The following is a 21,744-nucleotide window of genomic DNA, read 5'->3' as shown; positions in this document are numbered from 1 at the left end:
CGGGTATCGTCCGTTCGTTCAGTCGGAGATGCGACGACCAATCCGTTCGCCCTAGCCAGTTGTCAGACGATCGGGCAGAATCCGGTGCACGCGCTCCCGCCGGAGCGTGATCATGTCCTCGCTGATCCGTAGATCTGACGACGGGGTCCCGTCAGGCCGTCACGAGTGGCCGCTCGCGGGGCACGATGGAGGCGACGGTGTCCGACGAGCGACCCTCTCCGGACGGGCCGGCCACATTCCGGGAGGTGTTCGGCCAGTCCGAGTACCGGGCGATCTTCGCGGCCACCGTGTTCTCCTGGGTGGGCGACTACGTGGCCAAGGCCGCGGTCACCGTGCTGGTCTACCGGCAGAGCGAGTCGATCGCCCTCTCCGCCGCCGCGTTCGCGGTCAGCTACCTGCCCTGGCTCGTCGGCGGGCCGCTGCTGGCGGCGCTCGCCGAGCGCTACCGCTACCGGCAGGTCATGGTGGTCTGCGACCTGATCCGGATGGCGCTGATGGCGCTGATCGCCGTGCCGGGCGTGCCGGTGTGGGTGATCCTGGCCCTGCTCTTCGCCACCACGCTGGCCAACCCGCCCAGCCAGGCCGCCCGCTCCGCGCTCATGCCGGCCATCCTCACCGGGGACCGGCTGGTCCTCGGCCTGTCGCTGAACGCCAGCTCCGCCCAGGCCGCGCAGGTGGTCGGGTACCTCCTCGGCGCCGCGGTGGCGGCGGTGAACCCGACCGTCGCGCTGCTGATCAACGCGGCCACCTTCGCCGTCTCCGCCGCGCTGACCCGCTTCGGCGTCCGCGACCGGGAGCCGGCGATGACCGCCGCGCACCGCAGCCACCTGTTGCGCGAGACCGGGCAGGGCTTCCAGATCGTCTTCGGCACCCCGGTCCTGCGGGCCATCGCCGTGCTGGTCTTCAGCGCCATGCTCTTCTCGATCGTCCCCGAGGGGCTGGCCGCCGCGTGGGCCGCCGAGAGCTCCGGCGACGGGCTGGACAGCGGCGTCGCGCAGGCCGTCATCATGGCCGCGAACCCGGTCGGGTTCATCCTCGGCGGGCTGGTGGTGGGCCGGGCGGTCGCGCCGGCCCGCCGGCTCGCCCTGATGCGGCCGCTGGCGGTGATCGCCCCCCTGGTCCTGGTGCCCACGCTCCTCGACCCGCCGCCGGTGGTGGTGGCCCTGCTCGCGGCCGCCTGCGGCTTCGCCGCCGCCGGCCTGCTACCGACGGCCAACGGGCTCTTCGTCCGGGCACTGCCCAACGGCTACCGGGCCCGCGCCTTCGGCGTGATGGCCACCGGCATGCAGGTGATCCAGGGCGCCTCGGTGCTGGTCACCGGGCTGCTCGCGGACCGCTTCTCCATCCCGCTGGTGGTCGGCCTGTGGAGCGCCGCCGGCGTACTGCTGATGCTCTTCACGGCCCTGCGCTGGCCGGACGGGAAGACCATCGACGCGGCCGTCGCGGCGGCCGACCGGGCCAACCAGGACGACGCCGCGGCCCGTGACGCGGCGCACGCTCCCCGGCCCCGCGCCGGCCGGGCGGCGGAGGGCCGCTCCGGCGAGCGGAGCCGCCACAGCCACGCTGTGACGTGATCGGCAGCCGTCCCGGCCGGTACGCGGCGGTCGCCGCGCCGGGGCACCTGGCAGGATGGAACGGTGAATCCCGCAGCTGAGTCCGACCGGCCCGGTGCGTCGATGACCCTCTTCGAGGCGGTCGGCGGCGAGCCCACCTTCCGCAAGCTGGTCGACGAGTTCTACGCCGGCGTCGCCACCGACCCGCTGCTGCGGCCGATGTACCCGGAGGAGGACCTCGGGCCGGCCGCCGACCGGCTGACGCTCTTCCTGATGCAGTACTGGGGCGGCCCGAACACCTACTCCGCCCAGCGCGGGCACCCCCGGCTGCGGATGCGGCACGCGCCGTACCGGATCGGCGCGGCCGAGCGGGACGCCTGGCTGCACCACATGCGGCGGGCGGTCGACCGGCTGGACCTGCCGCCGGAGATCGCCAAGGCGCTCTGGGACTACCTCGAACGCGCCGCGTACTTCATGGTCAACGTGATGGAGGACCCGGCCGGGGACGCCTGAGGCGCCGAAGCGGTCGCGGCCGGCCCGTGCCGGCCTGCGACCGTCGGCTCAGAGCAGCGCGCCCTCGTCGTGCAGCCAGTCCACGAAGGTGGTCGCCACGGCCGCGCCGCAGTCGAGCATCTCGACCAGAAGCGCGTCGTGGGTGCCGGCGCCGAGCGGCACCTGGAGCTCGCCGTAGATCGGCAGTTGGCCCCGCTCGGTGGGGTCGCCGATGTACGCCTTGCAGAACCGACGGGTGTGGTTCCACTCGTTGACCACCCGGTAGGCCCGGTCCGCCCAGTCCGGCGGCACCGTCGCGTGTGGACGGGCCCGCATCACCAGGATCTCGTCCTCGGGGCCCTCCAGGGTGACCAGCACCGCGTGCCGCTCCCACATGGCCAGCAGGTTCCCGTCGCCGTCGGCCAGGTACCGCACGTCGAGCAGGTCCAGAGCCTCACAGACCCTGCGCAGGGTGACCGGCTCCACACTGACCGGCATGTCCGCGATCACCGGCCGGTCGGCCGCCTGGCAGTCGTCCCCCGGCTGCCGGGGGGACGGTGGTCCGACCCGGACGGTGCTGTCCACTGTGATCCCGGTTCGAGTTTCCGGGTCGCCGCCAGCGGCGGGACCAGGGCGCCATGACCACCACGGCATCGCTCGCGCACCTCACTCCCCAGCGGATCCGAACGCCTACGGTGCGTTGGATCCGAGGATGGACGGTACCCGGACAGCCGGGTTGAAGCACCCCCCCAACGACAGCCCCAGGCCAGAAGGATGACCATGGGTCATCCGTTCGGATGATCCTTCACCGGCCGGATCGCCAGCTCCGAAACCTTGCGCGACCAGGCCGCTCCGTACGGTCCCACCAGGCCGACCCAGCGGCCCGCGACGCGTACCTGGACCTCGCCCGGGGCGTCGGCCGGCCCGAGGAAACCCATCCGGACCAGGCCCTGAACCAGGCGCTGGGTCACCTCGACCGGCTCCCCCGGCGGGTCGTCCGGGGTGACCACCACGGCCACGTGGTCCAGCAGCGCGTCACGCAGCACCCGCTGACCCACCGCACGGCCGCCCACACCCTCGGTGGCGGCGGTGCGCAGGGTGCCCGCCGCCGCCTCGGCGATCCGCCGCAGCTCCCCGGCGGGCAGCGCCTCCACCCGCCGGCTCGCCACCGGCGGCAGCGGCCAGCGCCACCGGTCGTCCCGCCGGACCGGCAGCGCCCCGCCGGCGGACTCCAGCTCGGCCAGCAGGTCGGCGGCGGCGACCGTGACGTCACCCGGGCCGGCGCCGGCCACCGTGCGGACGACCAGCACGTCCCAGGGCAGCCGGGCCCAGAGCGCGGTACGTCCGCCCCCGGCGGCCGGACGGAGCCGGACCACGGTGGCCGGGTCGAAGCGGACCACCCGGGCCAGGAAGGCGCCCGCGTCGGCGACCCCGTCCAGCCCGTGCCCCGGCGTCACGACGGGCGCGCCACTCACGCCGCCCCGCCCGCGGGCGCGTACGCGAGCAGGAAGGCGCGCTCGTCGGAGGTGATGCGGCGGGGCCGCTTGGCCACCAGGTCGAACGGCACCAGCACCGAGCGGGCGGTGCTGGCCAGCACGTCGCCGTCGTACAGCTCGTAGGCGACGGTGAACCGGGACGCCCGGATCTCCTCCACCCAGAGTTCGATCCGGACGGTGGGGGCCGCCTCCGCAGTGGCCCGGCCCAGCGCGTAGTCGACCGGGCGCAGGTAGTCGACCTCGTGCCGGCGGATGACCACCCCGTCGGCGAACGAGCCCACCCCCCACGCCCGGCCACCGGCGAACATCAACGCCACCCGCGCCTCCTCGTAGAGGGTGAGGAAGCGCGAGTTGTTGACGTGGCCGTACGCGTCCAGGTCGGACCAGCGCAGCGTGCAGTGGTAGACGAACCGGTCCGCCATGCTCAGTCGCGGGTGAGCTTGCGGTAGGTCACCCGGTGCGGGCGGGCCGCCTCGGCGCCGAGCCGGTCGACCTTGTTCTTCTCGTACGCCTCGAAGTTGCCCTCGAACCAGAACCACTTGGACGGGTTCTCGTCGTCGCCCTCCCAGGCCAGGATGTGCGTGGCGACCCGGTCCAGGAACATCCGGTCGTGGGAGATGACCACGGCGCAGCCGGGGAACTCCAGCAGCGCGTTCTCCAGGCTGGAGAGCGTCTCCACGTCCAGGTCGTTGGTCGGCTCGTCGAGCAGGATGACGTTGCCGCCGATCTTCAGCGTCAGCGCCAGGTTGAGCCGGTTGCGCTCGCCGCCGGAGAGCACCTTGGTCGGCTTCTGCTGGTCCGGCCCCTTGAAGCCGAACGCGGCGATGTACGCCCGGGACGGCATCTCGACCTTGCCGACCATGAGGTGGTCCAGCCCGTCGGAGACGACCTCCCAGACGGTCTTGTCGCCGTCGAGGCCCTGCCGGGCCTGGTCGACGTACGACAGCGAGACGGTGGGGCCGACCCTGACCTCGCCGCCGGTCGGCTGCTCCAGCCCGACGATGGTCTTGAACAGGGTGGTCTTGCCGACGCCGTTCGGGCCGATGATGCCGACGATGCCGTTGCGCGGCAGCGAGAACGACAGGCCGTCGATCAGGAGCCGCTCGCCGAAGCCCTTGCTGAGGCTGTGGGCCTCGATGACCGTGCTGCCCAGGCGCGGGCCCGGCGGGATCTGGATCTCCTCGAAGTCCAGCTTCCGGGTCTTCTCCGCCTCGGCGGCCATCTCGTCGTACCGGTCGAGGCGGGCCTTGGACTTGGTCTGCCGCGCCTTGGCGTTGGAGCGGACCCACTCCAGCTCCTCGGAGAGGCGCTTCTTCATCTTGGCGTCGCGGCGGCCCTCGACGGCCAGCCGGGCCGCCTTCTTCTCCAGGTAGGTGGAGTAGTTGCCCTCGTACGGGTACGCCCGGCCGCGGTCCAGCTCCAGGATCCAGTTGGCCACGTTGTCGAGGAAGTACCGGTCGTGGGTGATGGCGACGACGGTGCCGGCGTACTTGGCCAGGTGCTGCTCCAGCCACTGCACGCTCTCCGCGTCCAGGTGGTTGGTGGGCTCGTCGAGCAGCAGCAGGTCGGGGGCCTCCAGCAGCAGCTTGCAGAGCGCGACCCGGCGGCGCTCACCACCGGAGAGCTGGGTGACGTCGGCGTCCGGCGGCGGGCAGCGCAGCGCGTCCATGGCCAGTTCGAGCTTGGAGTCGATGTCCCACGCGTCGGCGTGGTCCAGCTCCTCCTGGAGCTTGCCCATCTCCTCCATCAGCTCGTCGGAGTAGTCCGTCGCCATCTGCTCGGCGATCTTGTTGAACCGCTCCAGCTTGGCCTTGGTCTCCGCGACCGCCTCCTCGACGTTGCCGAGGACGGTCTTGGCGTCGTTGAGCGGGGGCTCCTGGGCGAGCATGCCGACGGTGTAGCCGGGCATCAGCCGGGCCTCGCCGTTGCTCGGCCGGTCCCAGCCTGCCATGATCTTGAGCAGGCTCGACTTACCGGCGCCGTTCGGGCCGACCACACCGATCTTGGCCCCCGGCAGGAAGTTCAGCGTCACGTTGTCGAGCACGACCTTGTCGCCGTGCGCCTTGCGCGCCTTTTCCAGGACGTAGATGAACTGGGCCACGGTGCGGGCTACCTCCGTCGGTTGCTGTCGCCGATTGGCGGGCACGGCGCGGGCTGCGACCTCCACCCGCCGCCGCCGGCCGGGAGCCGGCCGCGCGCACGCCGTCGTCAATCCTGACAGGTACGACGCGCTGCGCCCACATCACCCCGCCCGAGCAGTACGCCGCGGGTCGCGTTCCGGCGGGACGGCCGGCTTCCCGGCGGGCCGGGGTACGGCCGGTTCCCGACCTGTCAGCAGGGGCTGTCACCATGATCACGAGGACGGTTCAGCCACCGTGGGGCGGGTAGGAGACTCCGGCACGGGGCACCAGAGGCCGCAGCTACGCTCAGTACGCTCAGCGCGGTGGACCCGTCAGTACCCGGAGGTGGCCGATCGTGACCGTCCGTAGCTCCTTTGTCGTTGTGGCGAACCGATTGCCGGTCGACGAGGTGAGCACACCCGAGGGACGGCAGTGGCGACGCAGCCCGGGCGGGCTGGTGACCGCGCTGCATCCCGTCCTCGCCGAGCACCAGGGCACCTGGGTCGGCTGGGCCGGGGGCACCGGGGCCGCTCCCGAACCGTTCGACCTGGAGGGCATCCGCCTGCACCCGGTGCCGCTGAGCGCCGAGGAGCTGGAGCGCTACTACGAGGGCCAGTCCAACGCCACCATCTGGCCGCTCTACCACGACGCGGTCGAGACCCCGGCGTACAAGCGGCGCTGGCGCGAGGCGTACCGGCTGGTCAACGCGCGGTTCGCGGAGGCCGCGGCGGACGTCGCGGCCGAGGGCGCCACGGTCTGGGTGCAGGACTACCAGCTCCAGCTGGTCCCGGCGATGCTCCGCGAGCTGCGGCCGGACCTGAAGATCGGCTTCTTCCTGCACATCCCGTTCCCGCCGATCGAGCTGTTCATGCAGATGCCGTTCCGCACCGAGATCCTGCGCGGGCTGCTCGGCGCCGACCTGGTCGGGTTCCAGCAGCGGCTGGCCGCGCAGAACTTCGTCCGGCTGGCCCGGCACCTGCTCGGCCTGCGCTACGAGGGCCAGATGATCCAGGTGGACGGCCGGCAGGTGAAGGCCGGCGCCTTCCCCATCTCGATCGACACCCAGGAGATGGAGCGGATGGCCGCCGACCCGGCGATCCAGGCCCGCGCCAAGCAGATCCGCGAGGAGCTGGGCAACCCGAAGACGATCATCCTGGGGGTCGACCGGCTCGACTACACCAAGGGCATCGAGCTGCGGCTGAAGGCGTTCCGGGAACTGCTCGCTGACGGAAAGCTGACAGTGCCGGACGCGGTTATGGTGCAGGTCGCGACGCCGAGCCGCGAGCGGGTGGAGCACTACCAGGCACTTCGCGTCAAGGTGGAACGCGAGGTTGGTCGGATAAATGGCGAATTTGGACGGGTGGGCGTGCCGGCGGTGCATTATCTGCATCAGTCGTACAGTCGCTCCGAGCTGGCCGCGATGTACGTCGCGGCCGACGTGATGATGGTGACCCCCCTGCGAGACGGAATGAATCTGGTGGCCAAGGAGTACGTGGCATCGCGCGCCGACCAGGGCGGCGCGCTCGTGCTCAGCGAGTTCGCCGGCGCGGCCACCGAGCTGCGTCAGGCATTCCTGTGCAACCCGCACGACCCGGACGCGGTCAAGGACGCCCTGCTGCGGGCCGTACACGTGGAGAAGCCGGAGGCCCGTCGACGCATGCGGATCATGCAACGTCATCTGCGCGCCCACGACGTGGGGCACTGGGCGAAATCGTTCCTCACCGAGCTCGGCACCCCCGGGGCGGAGGCCGCGTGAACGCCCCCAGCGACATCCTGACCCCCGCCGCCGGGACGATGGACCCGGAGCTGCGCGCGGCGATCGGGCGGATCGCCCGGGTCCCCCAGCTCCTGGTCGCCTGCGACTACGACGGCACGCTCGCGCCGATCGTGGAGGACCCGAGCAAGGCCGTGCCGCTGCCGGAGTCGGTCGCCGCGGTCCGCGCGCTCGCCGCGCTGCCGCAGACCACCGTCGCGGTGGTCTCCGGTCGCGCGCTGCGCGACCTGGCCGCGCTCTCCCGGCTGCCCAGCGAGGTCCACCTGGTCGGCAGCCACGGCTCCGAGTTCGACATCGGCTTCGTCGAGCGGCTCTCCCCCGAGCTGGTCGCCGTCCGCACCCGGCTGCGCGACGCGCTGCGCGAGATCGCCACGGCCCACCCGGGCGTCCGGCTGGAGCGCAAGCCGGCCAGCATCGCCCTGCACACCCGCGGGGTCGCCCCGCAGGTCGCGGCGGCGGCCATCGAGGCGGTCCGCAACGGTCCCGCGAAGTGGGGCGACGTCACGGTCACCCAGGGCAAGGAGGTCATCGAGCTGTCGGTGGTCGCCACCCACAAGGGCACCGCCGTCGACCAGCTGCGTACCCAGCTCTCGGCCAGTGCCGTGCTCTTCATCGGCGACGACGTCACCGACGAGAACGCCTTCGGCAACCTGCACGGGCCGGACATCGGCATCAAGATCGGCCCCGGGGACACCCAGGCCCACTTCCGGGTGGCCGAGCCGCTCGACGCGGCCCGGGCCCTGGGCCTGCTGCTGGAGACCCGCCGGCACTGGCTCTTCGGCGAGCGGGCCGTCCCGATCGAGCGGCACTCGATGCTCGCCAACGGCCGGACGGTCGCCCTGCTCACGCCCGAGGCCAAGGTGAGCTGGCTCTGCCACCCCAAGCCGGACTCGGCGGCGATCTTCGCCGACCTGGTCGGCGGCAGCCCCGCCGGCCACTTCACTGTCGGGCCGGAGCGCGGTGGCATCCCGCTGGGGCAGCGCTACCGCAGCGGCACCATGACCGTGGAGACCCGCTGGTCCGGGCTCACCGTCACCGACTGGCTCGACCTGCCGGCCCGGGAGACCACCCCCGACGGCCCGGCGATCATCACCGGCGACTCCACCCTGGTGCGGGTGCTGACCGGCTCCGGCAAGGCCCGCATCGACTTCGCCCCGCGCCCCGAGTTCGGTCAGATCCAGGTCCAGCTGCAACCACTCGACGACGGCCTGCTGGTGCTCGGCTCCAACGAGCCGGTCGCGCTCTACGCCCCCGGCGTCGAGTGGGAGGTCAGCAACGACGGCGGGTACGAGACCGCGCGCGCGGTGGTCGACCTCTCCGCGGCCGGCGGTCAGGTGGTGCTGGAGCTGCGCTTCGGCACCCACAGCCTGGAGCACCACGCCGTCCCGATCCACGAGCGCCAGGCCAGGGCCGAGCAGCCGTGGAAGGACTGGGTGGCCTCGCTGCGGCTGCCGACCACCGCCCGCGAGCTGGTCGCCCGCAGCGCACTCACGCTGCGCGGCCTCTGCCACGAGGCGACCGGCTCGATCCTGGCCGCGGCGACCACCTCGCTGCCGGAGGAGCTGGGCGGCGTCCGGAACTGGGACTACCGCTACTGCTGGCTGCGGGACGCGGCGATGACCGCCCGCGCGCTGGTCGACCTCGGCTCGCTCGAAGAGGCCGAGGCGCTGCTGCGCTGGGTGGACGGCTGCATCGAGCGCACCGGCGGCCACCCGGAGCGGCTGCACCCGCTCTACACGGTCGACGGCTACGAGCTGGGCGCCGAGGCGGTCATCGACACCCTGCCCGGCTACGCCGGCTCCCGGCCGGTCCGGGTGGGCAACCTCGCCAACCACCAGCTCCAGCTGGACGTCTTCGGCCCGATCGCGGACCTGATCGCCGCCGTGGCCGACGCCCGGGGCTCGGTGCGCGACGACGAGTGGCGGGTGCTGGAGAACATGGTCGAGGCGGTCCGCCGCCGCTGGCACGAACCCGACCACGGCATCTGGGAGGCCCGCCTCCCCCCGCGGCACCACATCTTCTCCAAGGTGATGTGCTGGATGACCGTCGACCGGGCACTGCACGTCATGCGCCAGCACGGCGGCGAGGACCGGCCGGAGTGGGTGGAGCTGCGCGACCGGATCGGCGCCAACGTGCTCGACAACGGCTGGCACGAGGAGGTCGAGGCGTACAGCGTCGCGTACGGCGACGAGGACATGGACGCCTCCTCGCTCTGGATCGGTCTGTCGGGGCTGCTGCCGGGCGACGACCCGCGCTTCCTCTCCACCGTGCTCAAGATCGAGGCGGACCTGCGCAGCGGGCCGGTCGTCTACCGGTACCACTGGGACGACGGCCTGCCGGGCCGGGAGGGCGGCTTCCACATCTGCACGGCGTGGCTGATCGAGGCGTACCTGCGCACCGGCCGCCGCACCGACGCGGAGGAGCTGTTCATGCAGATGGTCGACACGGCGGGCCCGACCGGGCTGCTCCCCGAGCAGTACGACCCGCTCGCCGAGCGCGGCCTGGGCAACCACCCGCAGGCGTACAGCCACCTCGGCCTGATCAAGTGCGCGATGCTGCTGGACAACATGCTCAAGCAGTGACCTGACCAGCGACGACGGCGGCCGGAGAGATCCCTCTCCGGCCGCCGTCGCATCTCCGCCCCGGAGGCGCCGGTTGCGGGGCCGAAGATCCACCCCCGTTTGCGGCGCGTCGGGCTGTCGTCGCGGTGGTGGGTCAGGTGTCGAGTGCGCCGACCACGTCGCCGATCACCACGATGGCCGGGGGGCGCAGGCCGGCGGCGACCACGTCGTCGGCCACCGCGCCGAGCGTGGAGCGCAGCGTCCGCTGGGAGCCGGTGGTGCCCTCCTGGATCACGGCGACCGGGGTGGCCCGGTCCCTGCCGTGCGCGGTGAGCGTCGCGGTGATCGCGGCGAGGTTCTTCAGCCCCATCAGGACGACCAGGGTGCCGCGCAGCCCGGCCAGGGCCGGCCACCGCACCAGCGAGTCCGGCGAGTCCGGCGCGACGTGCCCGGACACCACCGTGAACTCGTGGGCCACCGCCCGGTGGGTGACCGGGACGCCGGCCACAGCCGGGACGGCGATCGCGCTGGTCACGCCCGGCACCACGGTCACCGGTACGCCCGCCTCGGCGCAGGCCAGCAGCTCCTCGCCGCCCCGGCCGAAGACGTACGGGTCGCCGCCCTTGAGCCGGACCACGAACTTCCCGGCCAGCGCCCGGTCCACCAAAATGCGGTTGATCTCCTCCTGGGCGCGGGACGGCCCGTACGGGATCTTGGAGGCGTCCACCAGCTCGACGTCGGGGCGCAGCTCGTCCAGGAGCAACCCCGGCACCAGCCGGTCGGCGACCACCACGTCCGCCTCGGTGAGCAGCCGCCAGCCCTTGACGGTGATCAGCTCCGGGTCGCCCGGACCGGCCCCCACCAGCGCCACCCGCCCGGGCGCGACCTGCCCCGGCGTCGTGCCCCGTCCGGCGGCGGCCAGGCCGGTGCGGACGGTCAGCAGCTCGCGGACGGCGTCCCGGACCCCCATCGCGCGGCGCGGGTCGCCTCCGCCGAACACCGCCACGGTGATCGGGCCGTGCCGGGTCACCGCCGGCGTCCACGCGGTGGCGGCCAGGCGGTCGTCGGCCCGGACGCAGAAGATCCGGCGCTCGGCGGCGGCGGCGCTGACCGAGGCGGCGGCGAGCGGGTCGTCCACGGCGACCTGGACCAGCCAGGCACCGTCCAAATCGGCCGGGGCGAACCGGCGCGGCGCCCAGTGCAGCCGGCCGGCGTCGACGTGGGCGTGCAGCGCGGGGGTCAGCTCCGGCGCGACGAGGAAGACGTCCGCCCCGGCGTCCAGCAGCGCCGGCACCCGCCGGGTGGCGACCGCTCCCCCGCCCACCACGACCACCCGCCGGCCGGCCAGCCGCAGGCCCAGGGGGTACGGGTTGGCGCTCACGCCGCCGCCTCGTCGGGCTGGGCGGCGGCGCGAGGCGGCACGCCACCGGGCCGGATGCCTCGCTCGTTCACTTCTCGGAGACCCCTGCCGAGTCGAAGGTGGCGACCTCGTGCAGCACCCGGACCGCGCCGGTGACCACCGGCAGCGCCAGCAGCGCGCCGGTGCCCTCGCCGAGGCGCAGGCCGAGGTCGATCAGCGGGTCCAGGCCGAGGTGGCGCAGCGCCACGGTGGCACCCGGCTCGGCGGAGCGGTGCCCGGCGACCATCGCGCCGACCGCCTCCGGGGCCAGGGCCGCGGCGACGAGCGCGGCGCTGGCGGCGATCACCCCGTCCAGCAGCACCGGGACGCGGCGGGCGGCGGCACCGAGGATCAGGCCGGCCAGCGCCGCGTGCTCCAGGCCGCCGACGGCGGCGAGCACGCCGAGCGGATCGGCCGGGTCGGGCCGGTGCCGGGCCAGCGCGGTCCGCACCACGCCGACCTTGCGCCGGTACGTCTCGTCGTCCACCCCGGTGCCCCGCCCGGTGGCCTCGGCCGGGTCGGTGCCGGTGAGCGCGGCGATCAGCGCCGCCGACGGGGTGGTGTTGCCGATGCCCATGTCGCCGGTGAGCAGGATGCCCGCCCCGGCGTCGACGAGTTCGCCGGCGATCCGGATGCCGGTCTCCAGCGCCGCGCGGGCTTCGTCCCGGGTCAGCGCCGCCGTGACGGTCATGTCCCGGGTGCCCCGGCGGACGTTCGCGGCGACCAGGCGGGGGCCGGCCGCCCCGGCGGCGTCCGGGTCGACCGGGAGCGGGGTGGCCACGCCGACGTCGACCACGGTGACCGAGGCGCCGGCCTGGCGGGCGAACGCGTTCACCACCGCCCCGCCGGCCAGGAAGTTCGCGATCATCTGGGCGGTGACCTCCTGCGGCCAGGGGGTCACCCCCTGGGCGTGCACGCCGTGGTCACCGGCGAAGATCGCCACCGCGGCCGGCTCGGGCAGCGGTGGCGGGCACGCGCCGGCCAGCCCGGCGAGGCGTACGGAGAGCTCCTCGAGGGCGCCGAGGGAGCCGGCGGGCTTGGTCAGCCGGGCCTGGAGGTCGCGCGCGGCGGCCATCGCCGGCTCGTCGAGCGGCCCGATCGCCGCGATGGTGGTCTCCAGCATCATGCCTCCAGGATCTCGGCCAGTACCTCGGTGAACGCGTCGGTGGTCGCGGGGTCGCGGACGGCCACCCGCAGCCAGTCCGGCCCCAGGCCGGGGAAGGTGTCCCCGCGCCGGACGGCCCAGCCGCGCTCGCGCAGCGTCTCCCGCACCCGGTCGGCGCCGGCCAGGTGGAGCAGGACGAAGGCGCTGGCCGGGCGGCCCGCGACGCGTACCCCGGGCAGGGCCGACAGGCGCGCGACCAGGTGGTCGCGGTCGGCGGCGAGCCGCGCGGCGATCTCGCGCTCGGCCGCGACGGCGGTGGGCGACGCGCAGGCGGTGGCCGCGGCGAGCGCCGGGGTGGAGACGGCCCAGAGCGGCTGGACGGCGGCGAGCCGGTCCAGCAGATCGGCCTCGCCGAGCAGGTAGCCGATCCGCAGGCCGGCCAGCCCCCAGGTCTTGGTGAGGCTGCGCACCACCACCAGGCCGGGCAGGTCGCGCCGGCCGGCCAGCGACTCGGGCTCGCCGGGCACGCCGGGGGCTGCGGTGGTGTCGGCGAACGCCTCGTCGACGACGAGCACCCGGCCCGGGCGGGCCAGGGCGGCCAGGTCGGCGGCGGGGTGCAGGACGGAGGTGGGGTTGGTCGGGTTGCCGATCATGACCAGGTCGGCGTCGGCGGGGATCCGCGCCGGGTCGAGCCGGAAGCCGTCGGCGGGGTCGAGCAGCACCCGCTCCACCTGGTGCCCGGCGGCGCGCAACGCCGCCTCCGGTTCGGTGAACTGCGGGTGCACCACCACCGGGCGACGTACCCCGGCCAGCGCGCGGGCCAGCAGCACGAAGCCCTCGGCGGCACCGGCGGTGAGCAGTACCTCCTCCGGGGGACGGCCGTGCCGGGCGGCGACGGCCGCGCGGGCGGGGCCGGGGTCCGGGTACGCGGCCAGCTCCGCCAGCGAGGCGGTCAGCGGATCCGCCAGCCAGTCCGGCATGGTGTCCCGGCGGACGTTGACGGCCAGGTCCACCAGGCCCGGGGTGGCCTCGACGTCCCCGTGGTGCCCCAGGTCGGGCTCGTCCCCGGCGCCCGGCGGCACCTCGATCAGCTGACCACGCATGTCCGTGATCCTGCCGGGAAGCCGCCGTAGGGGACAGCGCATCCCGACGTGGGGCACGTCACCGCTCGGCGGCGGTCCCGCCCGTTTATGAATTCTTCTCATTTCCGAATCGGAAATGTCATAACTTGACCATGTGAGCAACCGACCCCTTGCTGCCGCTGGTCGTTCCGTTCCTCTCCTCCGCGCCGGGTTGATCGCCGGCATCGTGGTCGCCGCCGTGGCCTACCCCTTGGTCGCGGTCACCGGCATCGGCGCCAAGGCCACCGCCCACGCCGTGGAGCAGAAGACGAGCATCCTGCGCACCGCGCTGCCGGCCGAGACGTCGTACCTCTACGCCCCCGACGGCAGGACGATCCTGACCATGTTCTACGAGGAGTACCGGCAGTACACGAAGCTGTCGGACATGTCGCCGAACATCCAGCAGGCGATCATCGCCGCCGAGGACAACCGCTTCTACCAGCACCACGGCGTCGACCCGAAGGGCGTCGCCCGCGCCTTCGTGGCGAACGCCCGCTCCAGCGGCGTCTCCCAGGGCGCCTCGACGCTCACCATGCAGTACGTCCGGATGGCGCTGCGGGACAGCGCCACGACACCGAAGGAGGTCCAGGAGGCCACCCAGCAGACCAGCCTGCGCAAGGTCCGGGAGATGCGGATGGCCCTGGACATCGAGAAGGAGCTGACCAAGGACGAGATCCTGGAGCGCTACCTCAACTCGGCGTACTTCGGCCACCGGGCGTACGGCATCTACGCCGCCGCGCAGATCTTCTTCTCCAAGACCCCGGCCACCCTCACCCCGGTCGAGGCGGCCACCCTCGCCGGTCTGGTCAAGTCCCCCTCCGAGTACGACCCGATCACCTCGGACCAGAAGGACGCCACCGGGCGGCGCAACTACGTGCTCGACCGGATGGCCCAGCTCGGCTACCTCTCCCCGGACGCCGCCGCGGCGGCCCGGTCCGAGCCGATCCGGACCCGGGTCACCAGCCCGGCGAACGACTGCGTCTCCCTGCCCAGCCGGTACCAGACCTGGGGCTTCGCCTGCGACTACGTGAAGAACTGGTGGAGCGCGCAGCCCGCGTTCGGCGAGAACCGGCTGGAGCGGATGGACAAGCTGCGCCGGGGTGGCTACCGGATCGTGCTCAGCCTCGACCCGAAGATCCAGTCGGCGGCGGAGAAGAACGTCGGCGCGAAGGAGAACGTCGGCAGCCCCTTCGCCAACGGCATCGTGGTCGCCGAGCCGGGCACCGGGCGGGTGAAGGCGATGGCGGTGAACCGGACGTACTCGCTGGACCTGGCCGAGAACGGGCCCAGCTCCAACCCGGAGGCCGGCCCCAACGTCAAGGCGAACTTCCCGAACACCGTGGCGCCCCTGCTCGGCGGCGGCAGCCTCCCCGGGTACCAGGCCGGATCGACGTTCAAGATGTTCCCGATGCTGGCCGCGCTGGACGCCGGGTTGCCGCTCTCCACCACCTACGACTCGCCGTACCGGTACCGGTCCGCCGTCTACGACGGGTGGGCGCCGTCCAACGCCAGCGGCGCGATGAGCGGCCGGCAGACCATGTGGTCCGGCTTCGGCAAGTCGGTGAACACCTACTTCGTCCAACTGGAGGAGCAGATCGGCGCGGACCGCGGGGTACGCCTCGCCGAACAGCTCGGGCTGCGCTGGCGTACCGACGTGGACCGCGACCACGCCTCCCCGGCCAAGGCGAAGAAGTGGGGCGCGTTCACCCTGGGCGTCTCCGACGCCACCCCGCTGGAGATGGCCAACGCGTACGCCGCGATCGCCGCCGACGGGCGGTACTGCGAGGCGATGCCGGTCATGTCGATCACCAACCGGGACGGCACCCCGGCGACGTACAAGACGGCGTCCGGGATCGAGCGGGAGGTGGCCAAGCCGCGCTGCCGCCAGGTGGTCAGCGCGGACGCGGCCCGGGCCGCCACCGACGCCGCCCGCTGCCCGACCGGGGACACCCCGGCGAAGGGCAGCTGCGGCGGCTGGTCCACGGCGGACAGCGTCCGGGGCACCGTGGGCCGCCCGGTGGCCGGCAAGACCGGTACCACGGACAGCACCCGGACGGCCTGGTTCGTCGGGTACACGCCCGAGCTGGCGGCGGCGAGCTTCATCGCCGACCCGGACAACCCGTTCAACGCGGTGGGTGACGGCCAGTCCCAGATCCCCATCGCCGCGGTCGCCGAGACACTGCGCGACGGCCTGAAGGGCGCGCCCACCCGCCAGTTCATCCCACCGTCGGACCGCATCGTGGGGTGAGCCCGGCTCGCCTCACCCGGATACCGGGAGCGCTGCGTCAGGAACGGTGCGGTTCCGGGCGCGGCGCTTCCGCTTGCAGCGGTGGCCGGGGCTCGGTGCAGGCCGGCGGCGGCCGGGGTTCGGTGCAGGTCGGCGGCGGCCGAGGTCAGTGCAGGTCGGCGGCGACCAGGGACCAGAGTTCCAGGTCGACGCGGGCGCCCCGCACGAAGCCGGCGTTGCGCAGCAGGCCCTCGTAGCTGAAGCCGGCCTTCTCGGCCACCCGGCGGGACGCCACGTTGCCCGGCGCCACCCGCAGCTCGACCCGCTGGAAGCCGTGCTCCAGGATCAGGGCGATGGCCAGCGCGTCCACCGCCTCGGCGGCCAGCCCGAACCCGCGGGCGTGCGGGGCGAGGGCGTACGACACCTCGGTGAGGCGGGCGCCCCAGTCGGTGCGCCGGGTCCAGAGGCAGCCGACCACCCGGGCGTCCTCCCGGCGGAGCACCGCGTAGTGGTCGCCGTCGCCGCTGTCGCGCCGCTGCCGGGCCAGGTCCGTGCACCAGGCCTGCCCGTCGATCTGCCCGGCGGCGTCGGCCAGCGGCAGCCAGCGCTGGGTCTGCCGGTCGGCGAAGACCTCGTCGACCGCTTCCGCGTCCGCCGCCACCAGCCGGCGCACCTCGATCCGCGGGGTGGAGACGGTCAGGTCCGGGAAGCGCCGGACCGCCACCTGCCCGATCACGCCGGCGCTCCGACGCCCTCGGCGATCCCGGCCGCCGACACCAGTCGGGTCGCGATCGCCGGATCGGCCGCCCAGTGCAGGCCCAGCTGGGAGGCGTGCACGCCCCGCCAGACGAAGCCCTCGGGCGCCCCGCCCTCCCAGCTCCACGCCGGGCGCTCGCCGGCCCGGGGGGTGAGCACGGCACCGTGCTGCTTGTAGCCGACCACCGTGGCACCGGCCTCGGCGACCACGCTGGCGGTGCGGGCGGTCGCCTCCCGGTACCCGACGACCAGGCCGTCGCGGCTGGCGCCGATCGCGTCCAGCACTCCGCACATCGGCCGGCCGTCCAGCTCGCGGGCCAGCCAGAGCAGGCCCGCCCCCTCGGCCAGCACCGGGCGGCCGGTGCGGGCCAGCTCGGCGACGGCGATGCAGAGCCTCCGGTTGGCGGAGAGCTCGTCGGCGTACGACTCGGGCAGGCCGGCCCCGACGACCAGCGCGCGGGTGCCGGCGGGCAGCGCCTCGTCGCGCAGCGGGTCGACGGTGACCACCTCGGCGCCCGCGGCGCGCAGCAGCTCGGCGGTCTCCGCGTAGCTGTAGTTGCCACCCGGCCCACCGGCCAGCGCGACCACCGGGCGGCCCTCCACCGGGACGGCCGACGACGGCGACCAGGGCTCGACGGAGAGCGCGGGCGCGGAGCGGGCCAGCGCGAGCAGCCGGTCCAGCTCGACGGTGCCGGCCACCGCCTCGCCGAGGCGCCGCACCGCGCGGGCCGCCTCGGCGTCGCCGCCGACCACCGGCAGCACACCGTGGCGCCGGGCGGGCAGCACCGGGGGCAGCTCGTGCCGGCGCAGCGCGCCGTAGACGGGGACGTCGACGTCGTCGAGCGCCGCCCGCAGCATCGCCTCGTGCCGGGGCGACGCCACCTGGGTGAGGATCACCCCGCCCAGCCAGAGCTGGTCGTCGTAGGAGCGGAAGCCGTGCACCAGGGCGGCCACCGACTGCCCCATCGCGGCCACGTCCACCACCAGCACGACCGGGCTGCGCAGGGTGGTGGCCACCGCCGCCGTGGACTCCGCCTCGGGACGGCCGGCCACCGAGTCGTACAGCCCCATGGTGCCCTGCACCACGGCCAGCCCGGCGCCGGCGGCGCCGTGCGCGAAGAGCGGCCCGAGCCGGTCGGCGCCGACCAGCCGCGCGTCGAGGTTGCGCCCGGGCCGACCGGCGGCGAGCCCGAGGTACGCGGCGTCGACGTGGTCCGGGCCGACCTTGAAGCCGGCGACGTCCAGGCCCCGGTCGGCGAGGGCGGCCAGCAGGCCGATGGCCAGCGCGTTGGTGCCGTGTCCGGAGGACGGCGCGCTGAGCACGAGGCGCGGCACGGCGGTCATCATCGACTCCTCGCGGGCGACGGGTGGTGGTACGCGGACGACCCGGACGATCACGACCGGAGATCCGCTCGCGTGACCATACCCGCCCACACCGACGTGCGGCGGCCGCCGACCGGTCGGCGCACCGGGCCGGCGCGGTCAGTGGCCCCGGTCATACGGGTAGCCTCGTGCTGTGTACCGGTTCCTCCTGACGCCACGTTGGCTGGGCATCCTCGCGCTGACCCTGGTCGCCGCCGCGGTGATGGTGCAGCTCGGCAACTGGCAGCTGGACCGCTACGAGCAGCGCACGGCGGTCAACGAACGCATCGACGCCGGCAGCCGGGGCACCCCCGCGCCGCTGCGCGACGCGCTGCCCGCGCCCACCGGCGGGGCGGGTTCGGTCGGCCCGGCGCCCGCCGAGCGCGCCGAGTGGAGCCGGGTCACCGCCACCGGCCGGTACGACGCCGCGAACGTGATCCTGGTCCGAGGCCGGACGGTCGAGAGCAAGGTCGGCTTCGAGGTGCTCGCCCCCCTGGTGCTGGCAGACGGCACGGCCGTACTGGTCGACCGGGGCTGGATCCCGCCCGCGCCGGGTGGCGCGATGGCCATGCCGCAGGTGCCCGCCCTGCCCACCGGCGAGGTGACGGTGGTCGGTCGGGTGCACCCCACCGAGACCGGCGGGGCCGGCGTGGACCGGCGCGAGGGCCGGCTGGAGACCCGCCGGGTCACCGTCGACAAGCTCGCCCGCGAGCTGCCGTACCCGCTGCACGGGGCGTACTTGCTGCTGGACGAGCAGACCCCGGCGGACGACCCGGCCTTCCGCGCGGTACCGATCGGGCACGCCAACAACTGGCAGAACTTCGGCTACGTCGTCCAGTGGTGGCTCTTCGCCGCGATGTCGCTCTTCGGCTACGGCTGGGTCGCCCGCCGGGAGGCCCGGCGCGCGGCGGGGCTGGACGCGCCGAAGGGGCCGGTCGACCGGGCCGCCGAACCGGTCACCCCGGCCTGATCGCCCGCTCGGCGCGCTGCCCGGCCGAGCGGAACCGGACACTCGGGCGGCTCCCGGGACAGCGGGGGACGTTGTAGTGTCCGCCCGTGATCGACGAGCCGGTGAACCCTGATCCCACGATGCCCACGGCGGAGCCGGTGACGGCGACGTCCCCGGCCTACGACCCGTGGGGCGCCATGCCGCCGGCACCGCCCACCGCGCCGTTCCCCGCACAGTCACCGCCCACCGCGCAGTTTCCCCGCACTCGCCGCCCACCGCGCCGCTGCCGGCGGTGCCGCCGGTTCCGCACTCCGCGCCGCCCGTGACGGCGCAGTTTCCCGCCCCGCCGGTTCCGCACTCCGCGCCGCCCGTGACGGCGCAGTTCTCCGCGCCGCCGGTCCACTTCTCGCCGCCGCCGGCCCCGTTCTCCGCGCCGCCCGGGGCGATCCGGCCAGGGCCGTACCCGCCGGTGTCCGCGCCGGCGCTGCCGCCCGCCGGCTACCACCCGGCCCGGCCGGAGGTGGTGGCGGTGCAGATCGCCGAGATCGTGGTGACCCCGCCGGTGATCCGGACGCCGGCCGGGGTGCTGCCGCTGGCCGGCGCGTCCTGGCACGTGGCGGACTACTGGCAGAAGGAGGAGAAGATCGCCACCTGGGCGCTGGTCTGCGCCATCGTGGGCTTCTTCTGCCTCACCTTCTTCAGCCTGTTCTTCCTGCTGATCAAGGAGACCCGCCACCACGGCACGGTGCAGGTGACGGTGGTCAACGGCGCCCACCAGTACGTGGCCCGCATCCCGGTGGTGGACCAGGGCCAGGTGCAGCACATCAACAACCAGGTCAACTACGCCCGGTCGCTGTCGACGTCCTGATCCCGGCTCGCCCGGGGACCGTCACCGGCGGGCGGGCTCAGCCGCCGGCCCGCCCGGCGTGGATCGCCCGCACCATGTCGATGGTGTCCGCCTCGGCGGCGGTCTTGTCCTCCCGGTAGCGCACCACCCGGGCGAAGCGCAGGGCCATCCCGCCCGGGTAGCGGGAACTGGTCTGCACCCCGTCGAAGGCGATCTCGACCACCTGCTCGGGGCGTACCCGGACCACCCAGTCGCCGCGCTCGACGGCCAGCGACAGGAACCGCTCGGTCTGCCAGCGCAGCAGCTCGTCGGTGAGGCCCTTGAACGTCTTGCCGAGCATGACGAAGTCGCCGGTGTGCGGGTCCCGCGCGCCGAGGTGCAGGTTGGAGAGCCAGCCCTGCCGCCGGCCGCTGCCCCACTCCACGGCCAGCACCACCAGGTCCAGGGTGTGCCGGGGCTTGACCTTCACCCATGCCGCGCCGCGCCGGCCCGCGTCGTAGGGCGCGTCCGGCGCCTTCACCACGACGCCTTCCTGGCCCGCGTCGAGCGCGGCGGCGAAGGCCGCGCCGGCCTGCTCGGCGTCGTCCACCGTCATCCGCCCGACCAGCAGGGACTCGTCGACCGCGCCGGCCAGCGCCGCCCACCGCTCCCGACCGGGCTGGTCGATCAGGTCCTCACCGTCGAGGTGCAGCAGGTCGAAGAAGTACGGCGTCAGCACGGTCTGGCCGGTCGTCTCGGCGGCGGCGAGCACCGCCGGGGCGACCGGGGCCGCGCCGGTGGTGCTGGGCGTGGTGCGGCGGGCGGCGCGGCTGGAGGTCTGCTGGAACGGCAGCGGCCGACCGGTGGCGTCCAGCCCGATCGCCTCGCCGTCGAGCACCAGCTCGCGGGCGGGCAGCGCGCGCACGGCGGCGACCACCTCGGGCACCCGGGAGGTGATCTCGTCGAGGCTGCGGGTGAAGACGGCGATGTCACCGCCGGAGCGGTGCACCTGGATCCGGATGCCGTCGAGCTTGACGTCCACCACCGCCGGCACGCCGGTGGCGTCGAGCGCCGCGTCCACCGACGGGGCGCTCTGCGCCAGCATCGGGGCGAGCGGGCGCCCTACCTGGAGCCCGAAGCCGGCCAGCGCGGCGGCGCCCCCGGAGAGCGCGGCGACCGCCACCGCGCGCAGGTCGCCGGCGAGCAGCAGGGCCCGGCGGACGGCGGCGACCGGCACCTCGGCGGCCCGGGCGATGGCGTCGGCGAGCAGCCCCGCCTGGGCGCCCTGGCGCAGCTCGCCGCTGAACAGTCCGACCAACAGCCGCTGCTCCTCGGCGGTGGCGGCGGCGAAGAGCGCGCCCAGCAACTCCCGCCGGCGGGCCTGCGAGCCGGGCCCGCGTACCGCCGCGATCCGGTCGATCGCCGCGTCCACGTCGGCCACGGTCAGCGTCGGCTCGGCGGCCGGGGCGGGCAGGTCGCGCAGGGCGGCCCAGCCGACGCCGGTCTGCCGCTGGCGCAGCTCACCGGCGAGGTAACCGGAGCCGGCCGGCACCTCGGACTCGTCGAGCGACCGCAGCGCGGCGGCGAGCAGCTCCACCTTGGCCCGTCGGCCGCTGGTGGCGCCGACGGCCGCGGAGGTGGCTGCCAGGTCGAGGAACCGCACGGCCCCATCCTGCCAGCCACCCCCGACACCACCCGGGCATTGCCGTGCCCGGGCCGTCGGCTGGGCCCGCCGCAGCCGCTGCGAGGTTTCCCGACCGCCTCTCAGGCCGAGACGGGTTCCTCGATGCGCAGGCCCCGGGCGCGGACCTCGTCGGCGACCCGGGAGAGGACCCCGTCGAGGGCGACCAGCGCGGCCGAGAGCTCGCCGAGCTGGTCCTTGAGCGTGTCCTCGGGCCACGCGGAGACGTCGACGTCCCCCAGAGCACTCACGGCGGCTTCCAGCCGTGCCATCACGTCGTTCGTACGCATGTTCGAAAGGCTATAACAGCCCTGCGCCCGAC

At 74.2% G+C, this 21,744-nt stretch carries 18 protein-coding genes; 7 read left to right on the top strand and 11 right to left on the bottom strand.

From position 1 onward, the window contains the following. The first annotated feature begins 185 nt into the window (after positions 1 to 185). Together V6U88_RS26060 and V6U88_RS26055 are read left to right on the top strand one after the other, a co-directional pair. Positions 186 to 1,574, top strand: coding sequence for an MFS transporter (locus V6U88_RS26060; RefSeq protein ID WP_334456958.1), 1,389 nt, complete (start codon positions 186 to 188; stop codon positions 1,572 to 1,574). 63 nt (positions 1,575 to 1,637) lie between these two features. Beyond that, complete coding sequence (locus V6U88_RS26055) at positions 1,638 to 2,066, top strand: globin (RefSeq protein ID WP_442934696.1); 429 nt, start codon at positions 1,638 to 1,640, stop codon at positions 2,064 to 2,066. Between the two features lie 48 nt (positions 2,067 to 2,114). On the opposite strand, the gene V6U88_RS26050 is transcribed toward V6U88_RS26055, so the two are convergent. The 4 genes from V6U88_RS26050 to ettA all read right to left on the bottom strand — a co-directional run bounded on the left by V6U88_RS26050 (position 2,115) and on the right by ettA (position 5,642). Next, the gene (locus V6U88_RS26050) at positions 2,115 to 2,699 is read right to left on the bottom strand and encodes a YbjN domain-containing protein (protein WP_334456956.1); all 585 of its coding nucleotides are present in this window, start codon (positions 2,697 to 2,699) and stop codon (positions 2,115 to 2,117) included. Between the two features lie 131 nt (positions 2,700 to 2,830). Further along, on the bottom strand, positions 2,831 to 3,520 hold the full coding sequence (locus tag V6U88_RS26045) for a hypothetical protein (RefSeq protein WP_334456954.1): 690 nt from the start codon (positions 3,518 to 3,520) through the stop codon (positions 2,831 to 2,833). Continuing rightward, a complete protein-coding gene (locus V6U88_RS26040; RefSeq protein WP_334456953.1) occupies positions 3,517 to 3,963 on the bottom strand; it encodes an acyl-CoA thioesterase in 447 nt (148 codons plus the stop codon). Before V6U88_RS26040 ends, V6U88_RS26045 begins: the two co-directional genes overlap by 4 nt. A gap of 2 nt (positions 3,964 to 3,965) precedes the next feature. Next, entirely contained in the window at positions 3,966 to 5,642 is a 1,677-nt protein-coding gene (gene ettA, locus V6U88_RS26035) for an energy-dependent translational throttle protein EttA (RefSeq protein WP_334456951.1), read from the bottom strand. Between the two features lie 374 nt (positions 5,643 to 6,016). On the opposite strand from ettA, the gene V6U88_RS26030 reads away from it, so the two are divergent. Beyond that, positions 6,017 to 7,417, top strand: coding sequence for an alpha,alpha-trehalose-phosphate synthase (UDP-forming) (locus tag V6U88_RS26030; protein WP_334456949.1), 1,401 nt, complete (start codon positions 6,017 to 6,019; stop codon positions 7,415 to 7,417). A 38-nt stretch (positions 7,418 to 7,455) separates the two neighbouring features. Beyond that, on the top strand, positions 7,456 to 10,017 hold the full coding sequence (otsB, locus tag V6U88_RS26025) for a trehalose-phosphatase (protein ID WP_442934699.1): 2,562 nt from the start codon (positions 7,456 to 7,458) through the stop codon (positions 10,015 to 10,017). A 133-nt stretch (positions 10,018 to 10,150) separates the two neighbouring features. On the opposite strand, the gene cobA is transcribed toward otsB, so the two are convergent. From cobA to cobC, 3 genes are all read right to left on the bottom strand, one after another. Further along, the gene (gene cobA / locus V6U88_RS26020) at positions 10,151 to 11,377 is read right to left on the bottom strand and encodes a uroporphyrinogen-III C-methyltransferase (RefSeq protein ID WP_334456945.1); all 1,227 of its coding nucleotides are present in this window, start codon (positions 11,375 to 11,377) and stop codon (positions 10,151 to 10,153) included. 67 nt (positions 11,378 to 11,444) lie between these two features. After that, positions 11,445 to 12,518, bottom strand: a complete 1,074-nt coding sequence (cobT, locus tag V6U88_RS26015) for a nicotinate-nucleotide--dimethylbenzimidazole phosphoribosyltransferase (protein WP_334457014.1) — start codon at positions 12,516 to 12,518, stop codon at positions 11,445 to 11,447. After that, entirely contained in the window at positions 12,518 to 13,603 is a 1,086-nt protein-coding gene (gene cobC / locus V6U88_RS26010) for an Rv2231c family pyridoxal phosphate-dependent protein CobC (protein WP_334456943.1), read from the bottom strand. The genes cobT and cobC overlap by 1 nt, the downstream gene beginning before the upstream one ends. A gap of 133 nt (positions 13,604 to 13,736) precedes the next feature. Here cobC and V6U88_RS26005 point away from each other — a divergent pair, with 133 nt between their 5' ends. Next, positions 13,737 to 15,869 carry a transglycosylase domain-containing protein gene (locus V6U88_RS26005; protein ID WP_334456942.1) on the top strand — a complete coding sequence of 711 codons (2,133 nt, stop codon included), beginning with the start codon at positions 13,737 to 13,739 and terminating at the stop codon, positions 15,867 to 15,869. Positions 15,870 to 16,014: 145 nt separating this feature from the next. Here the strand turns inward: V6U88_RS26005 and V6U88_RS26000 are convergent, their stop codons facing one another. Both V6U88_RS26000 and V6U88_RS25995 read right to left on the bottom strand, forming a co-directional pair. Next, positions 16,015 to 16,584, bottom strand: a complete 570-nt coding sequence (locus V6U88_RS26000; protein WP_334456940.1) for a GNAT family N-acetyltransferase — start codon at positions 16,582 to 16,584, stop codon at positions 16,015 to 16,017. Beyond that, positions 16,581 to 17,948, bottom strand: a complete 1,368-nt coding sequence (locus V6U88_RS25995; protein WP_334457012.1) for a cobyrinate a,c-diamide synthase — start codon at positions 17,946 to 17,948, stop codon at positions 16,581 to 16,583. The genes V6U88_RS26000 and V6U88_RS25995 overlap by 4 nt, the downstream gene beginning before the upstream one ends. Positions 17,949 to 18,120: 172 nt before the next feature. Between V6U88_RS25995 and V6U88_RS25990 the strand changes: the two genes are divergently transcribed. Then, positions 18,121 to 18,936 carry an SURF1 family cytochrome oxidase biogenesis protein gene (locus V6U88_RS25990; protein ID WP_334456938.1) on the top strand — a complete coding sequence of 272 codons (816 nt, stop codon included), beginning with the start codon at positions 18,121 to 18,123 and terminating at the stop codon, positions 18,934 to 18,936. Between the two features lie 349 nt (positions 18,937 to 19,285). Beyond that, a complete protein-coding gene (locus V6U88_RS25985; protein WP_334456936.1) occupies positions 19,286 to 19,783 on the top strand; it encodes a hypothetical protein in 498 nt (165 codons plus the stop codon). Positions 19,784 to 19,820: 37 nt separating this feature from the next. Here the strand turns inward: V6U88_RS25985 and V6U88_RS25980 are convergent, their stop codons facing one another. Beyond that, positions 19,821 to 21,404: an ATP-dependent DNA ligase gene (locus V6U88_RS25980; protein WP_334456934.1), complete on the bottom strand. Its 1,584-nt coding sequence runs from the start codon at positions 21,402 to 21,404 to the stop codon at positions 19,821 to 19,823. A 101-nt stretch (positions 21,405 to 21,505) separates the two neighbouring features. Then, positions 21,506 to 21,712 carry a hypothetical protein gene (locus V6U88_RS25975; protein WP_334456933.1) on the bottom strand — a complete coding sequence of 69 codons (207 nt, stop codon included), beginning with the start codon at positions 21,710 to 21,712 and terminating at the stop codon, positions 21,506 to 21,508. Positions 21,713 to 21,744 lie beyond the last annotated feature (32 nt).

The sequence above is a fragment of the Micromonospora sp. CPCC 205739 genome, from assembly GCF_036906795.1.
GTDB lineage: Bacteria > Actinomycetota > Actinomycetes > Mycobacteriales > Micromonosporaceae > Micromonospora.
This window is presented reverse-complemented; position numbering and strand designations above follow the sequence as displayed.

What these genes read in the sequence shown, in the direction of transcription:
- V6U88_RS26060 (WP_334456958.1), top strand. Translation starts at nt 186, where the DNA reads ATGGAGGCGACGGTGTCCGACGAGCGACCCTCTCCGGACGGGCCGGCC.
- V6U88_RS26050 (WP_334456956.1), bottom strand. Translation starts at nt 2,699, where the DNA reads ATGCCGTGGTGGTCATGGCGCCCTGGTCCCGCCGCTGGCGGCGACCCG.
- V6U88_RS26040 (WP_334456953.1), bottom strand. Translation starts at nt 3,963, where the DNA reads ATGGCGGACCGGTTCGTCTACCACTGCACGCTGCGCTGGTCCGACCTG.
- otsB (WP_442934699.1), top strand. Translation starts at nt 7,456, where the DNA reads ATGGACCCGGAGCTGCGCGCGGCGATCGGGCGGATCGCCCGGGTCCCC.
- cobT (WP_334457014.1), bottom strand. Translation starts at nt 12,518, where the DNA reads ATGCTGGAGACCACCATCGCGGCGATCGGGCCGCTCGACGAGCCGGCG.
- cobC (WP_334456943.1), bottom strand. Translation starts at nt 13,603, where the DNA reads ATGCGTGGTCAGCTGATCGAGGTGCCGCCGGGCGCCGGGGACGAGCCC.
- V6U88_RS25995 (WP_334457012.1), bottom strand. Translation starts at nt 17,948, where the DNA reads ATGACCGCCGTGCCGCGCCTCGTGCTCAGCGCGCCGTCCTCCGGACAC.
- V6U88_RS25975 (WP_334456933.1), bottom strand. Translation starts at nt 21,712, where the DNA reads ATGCGTACGAACGACGTGATGGCACGGCTGGAAGCCGCCGTGAGTGCT.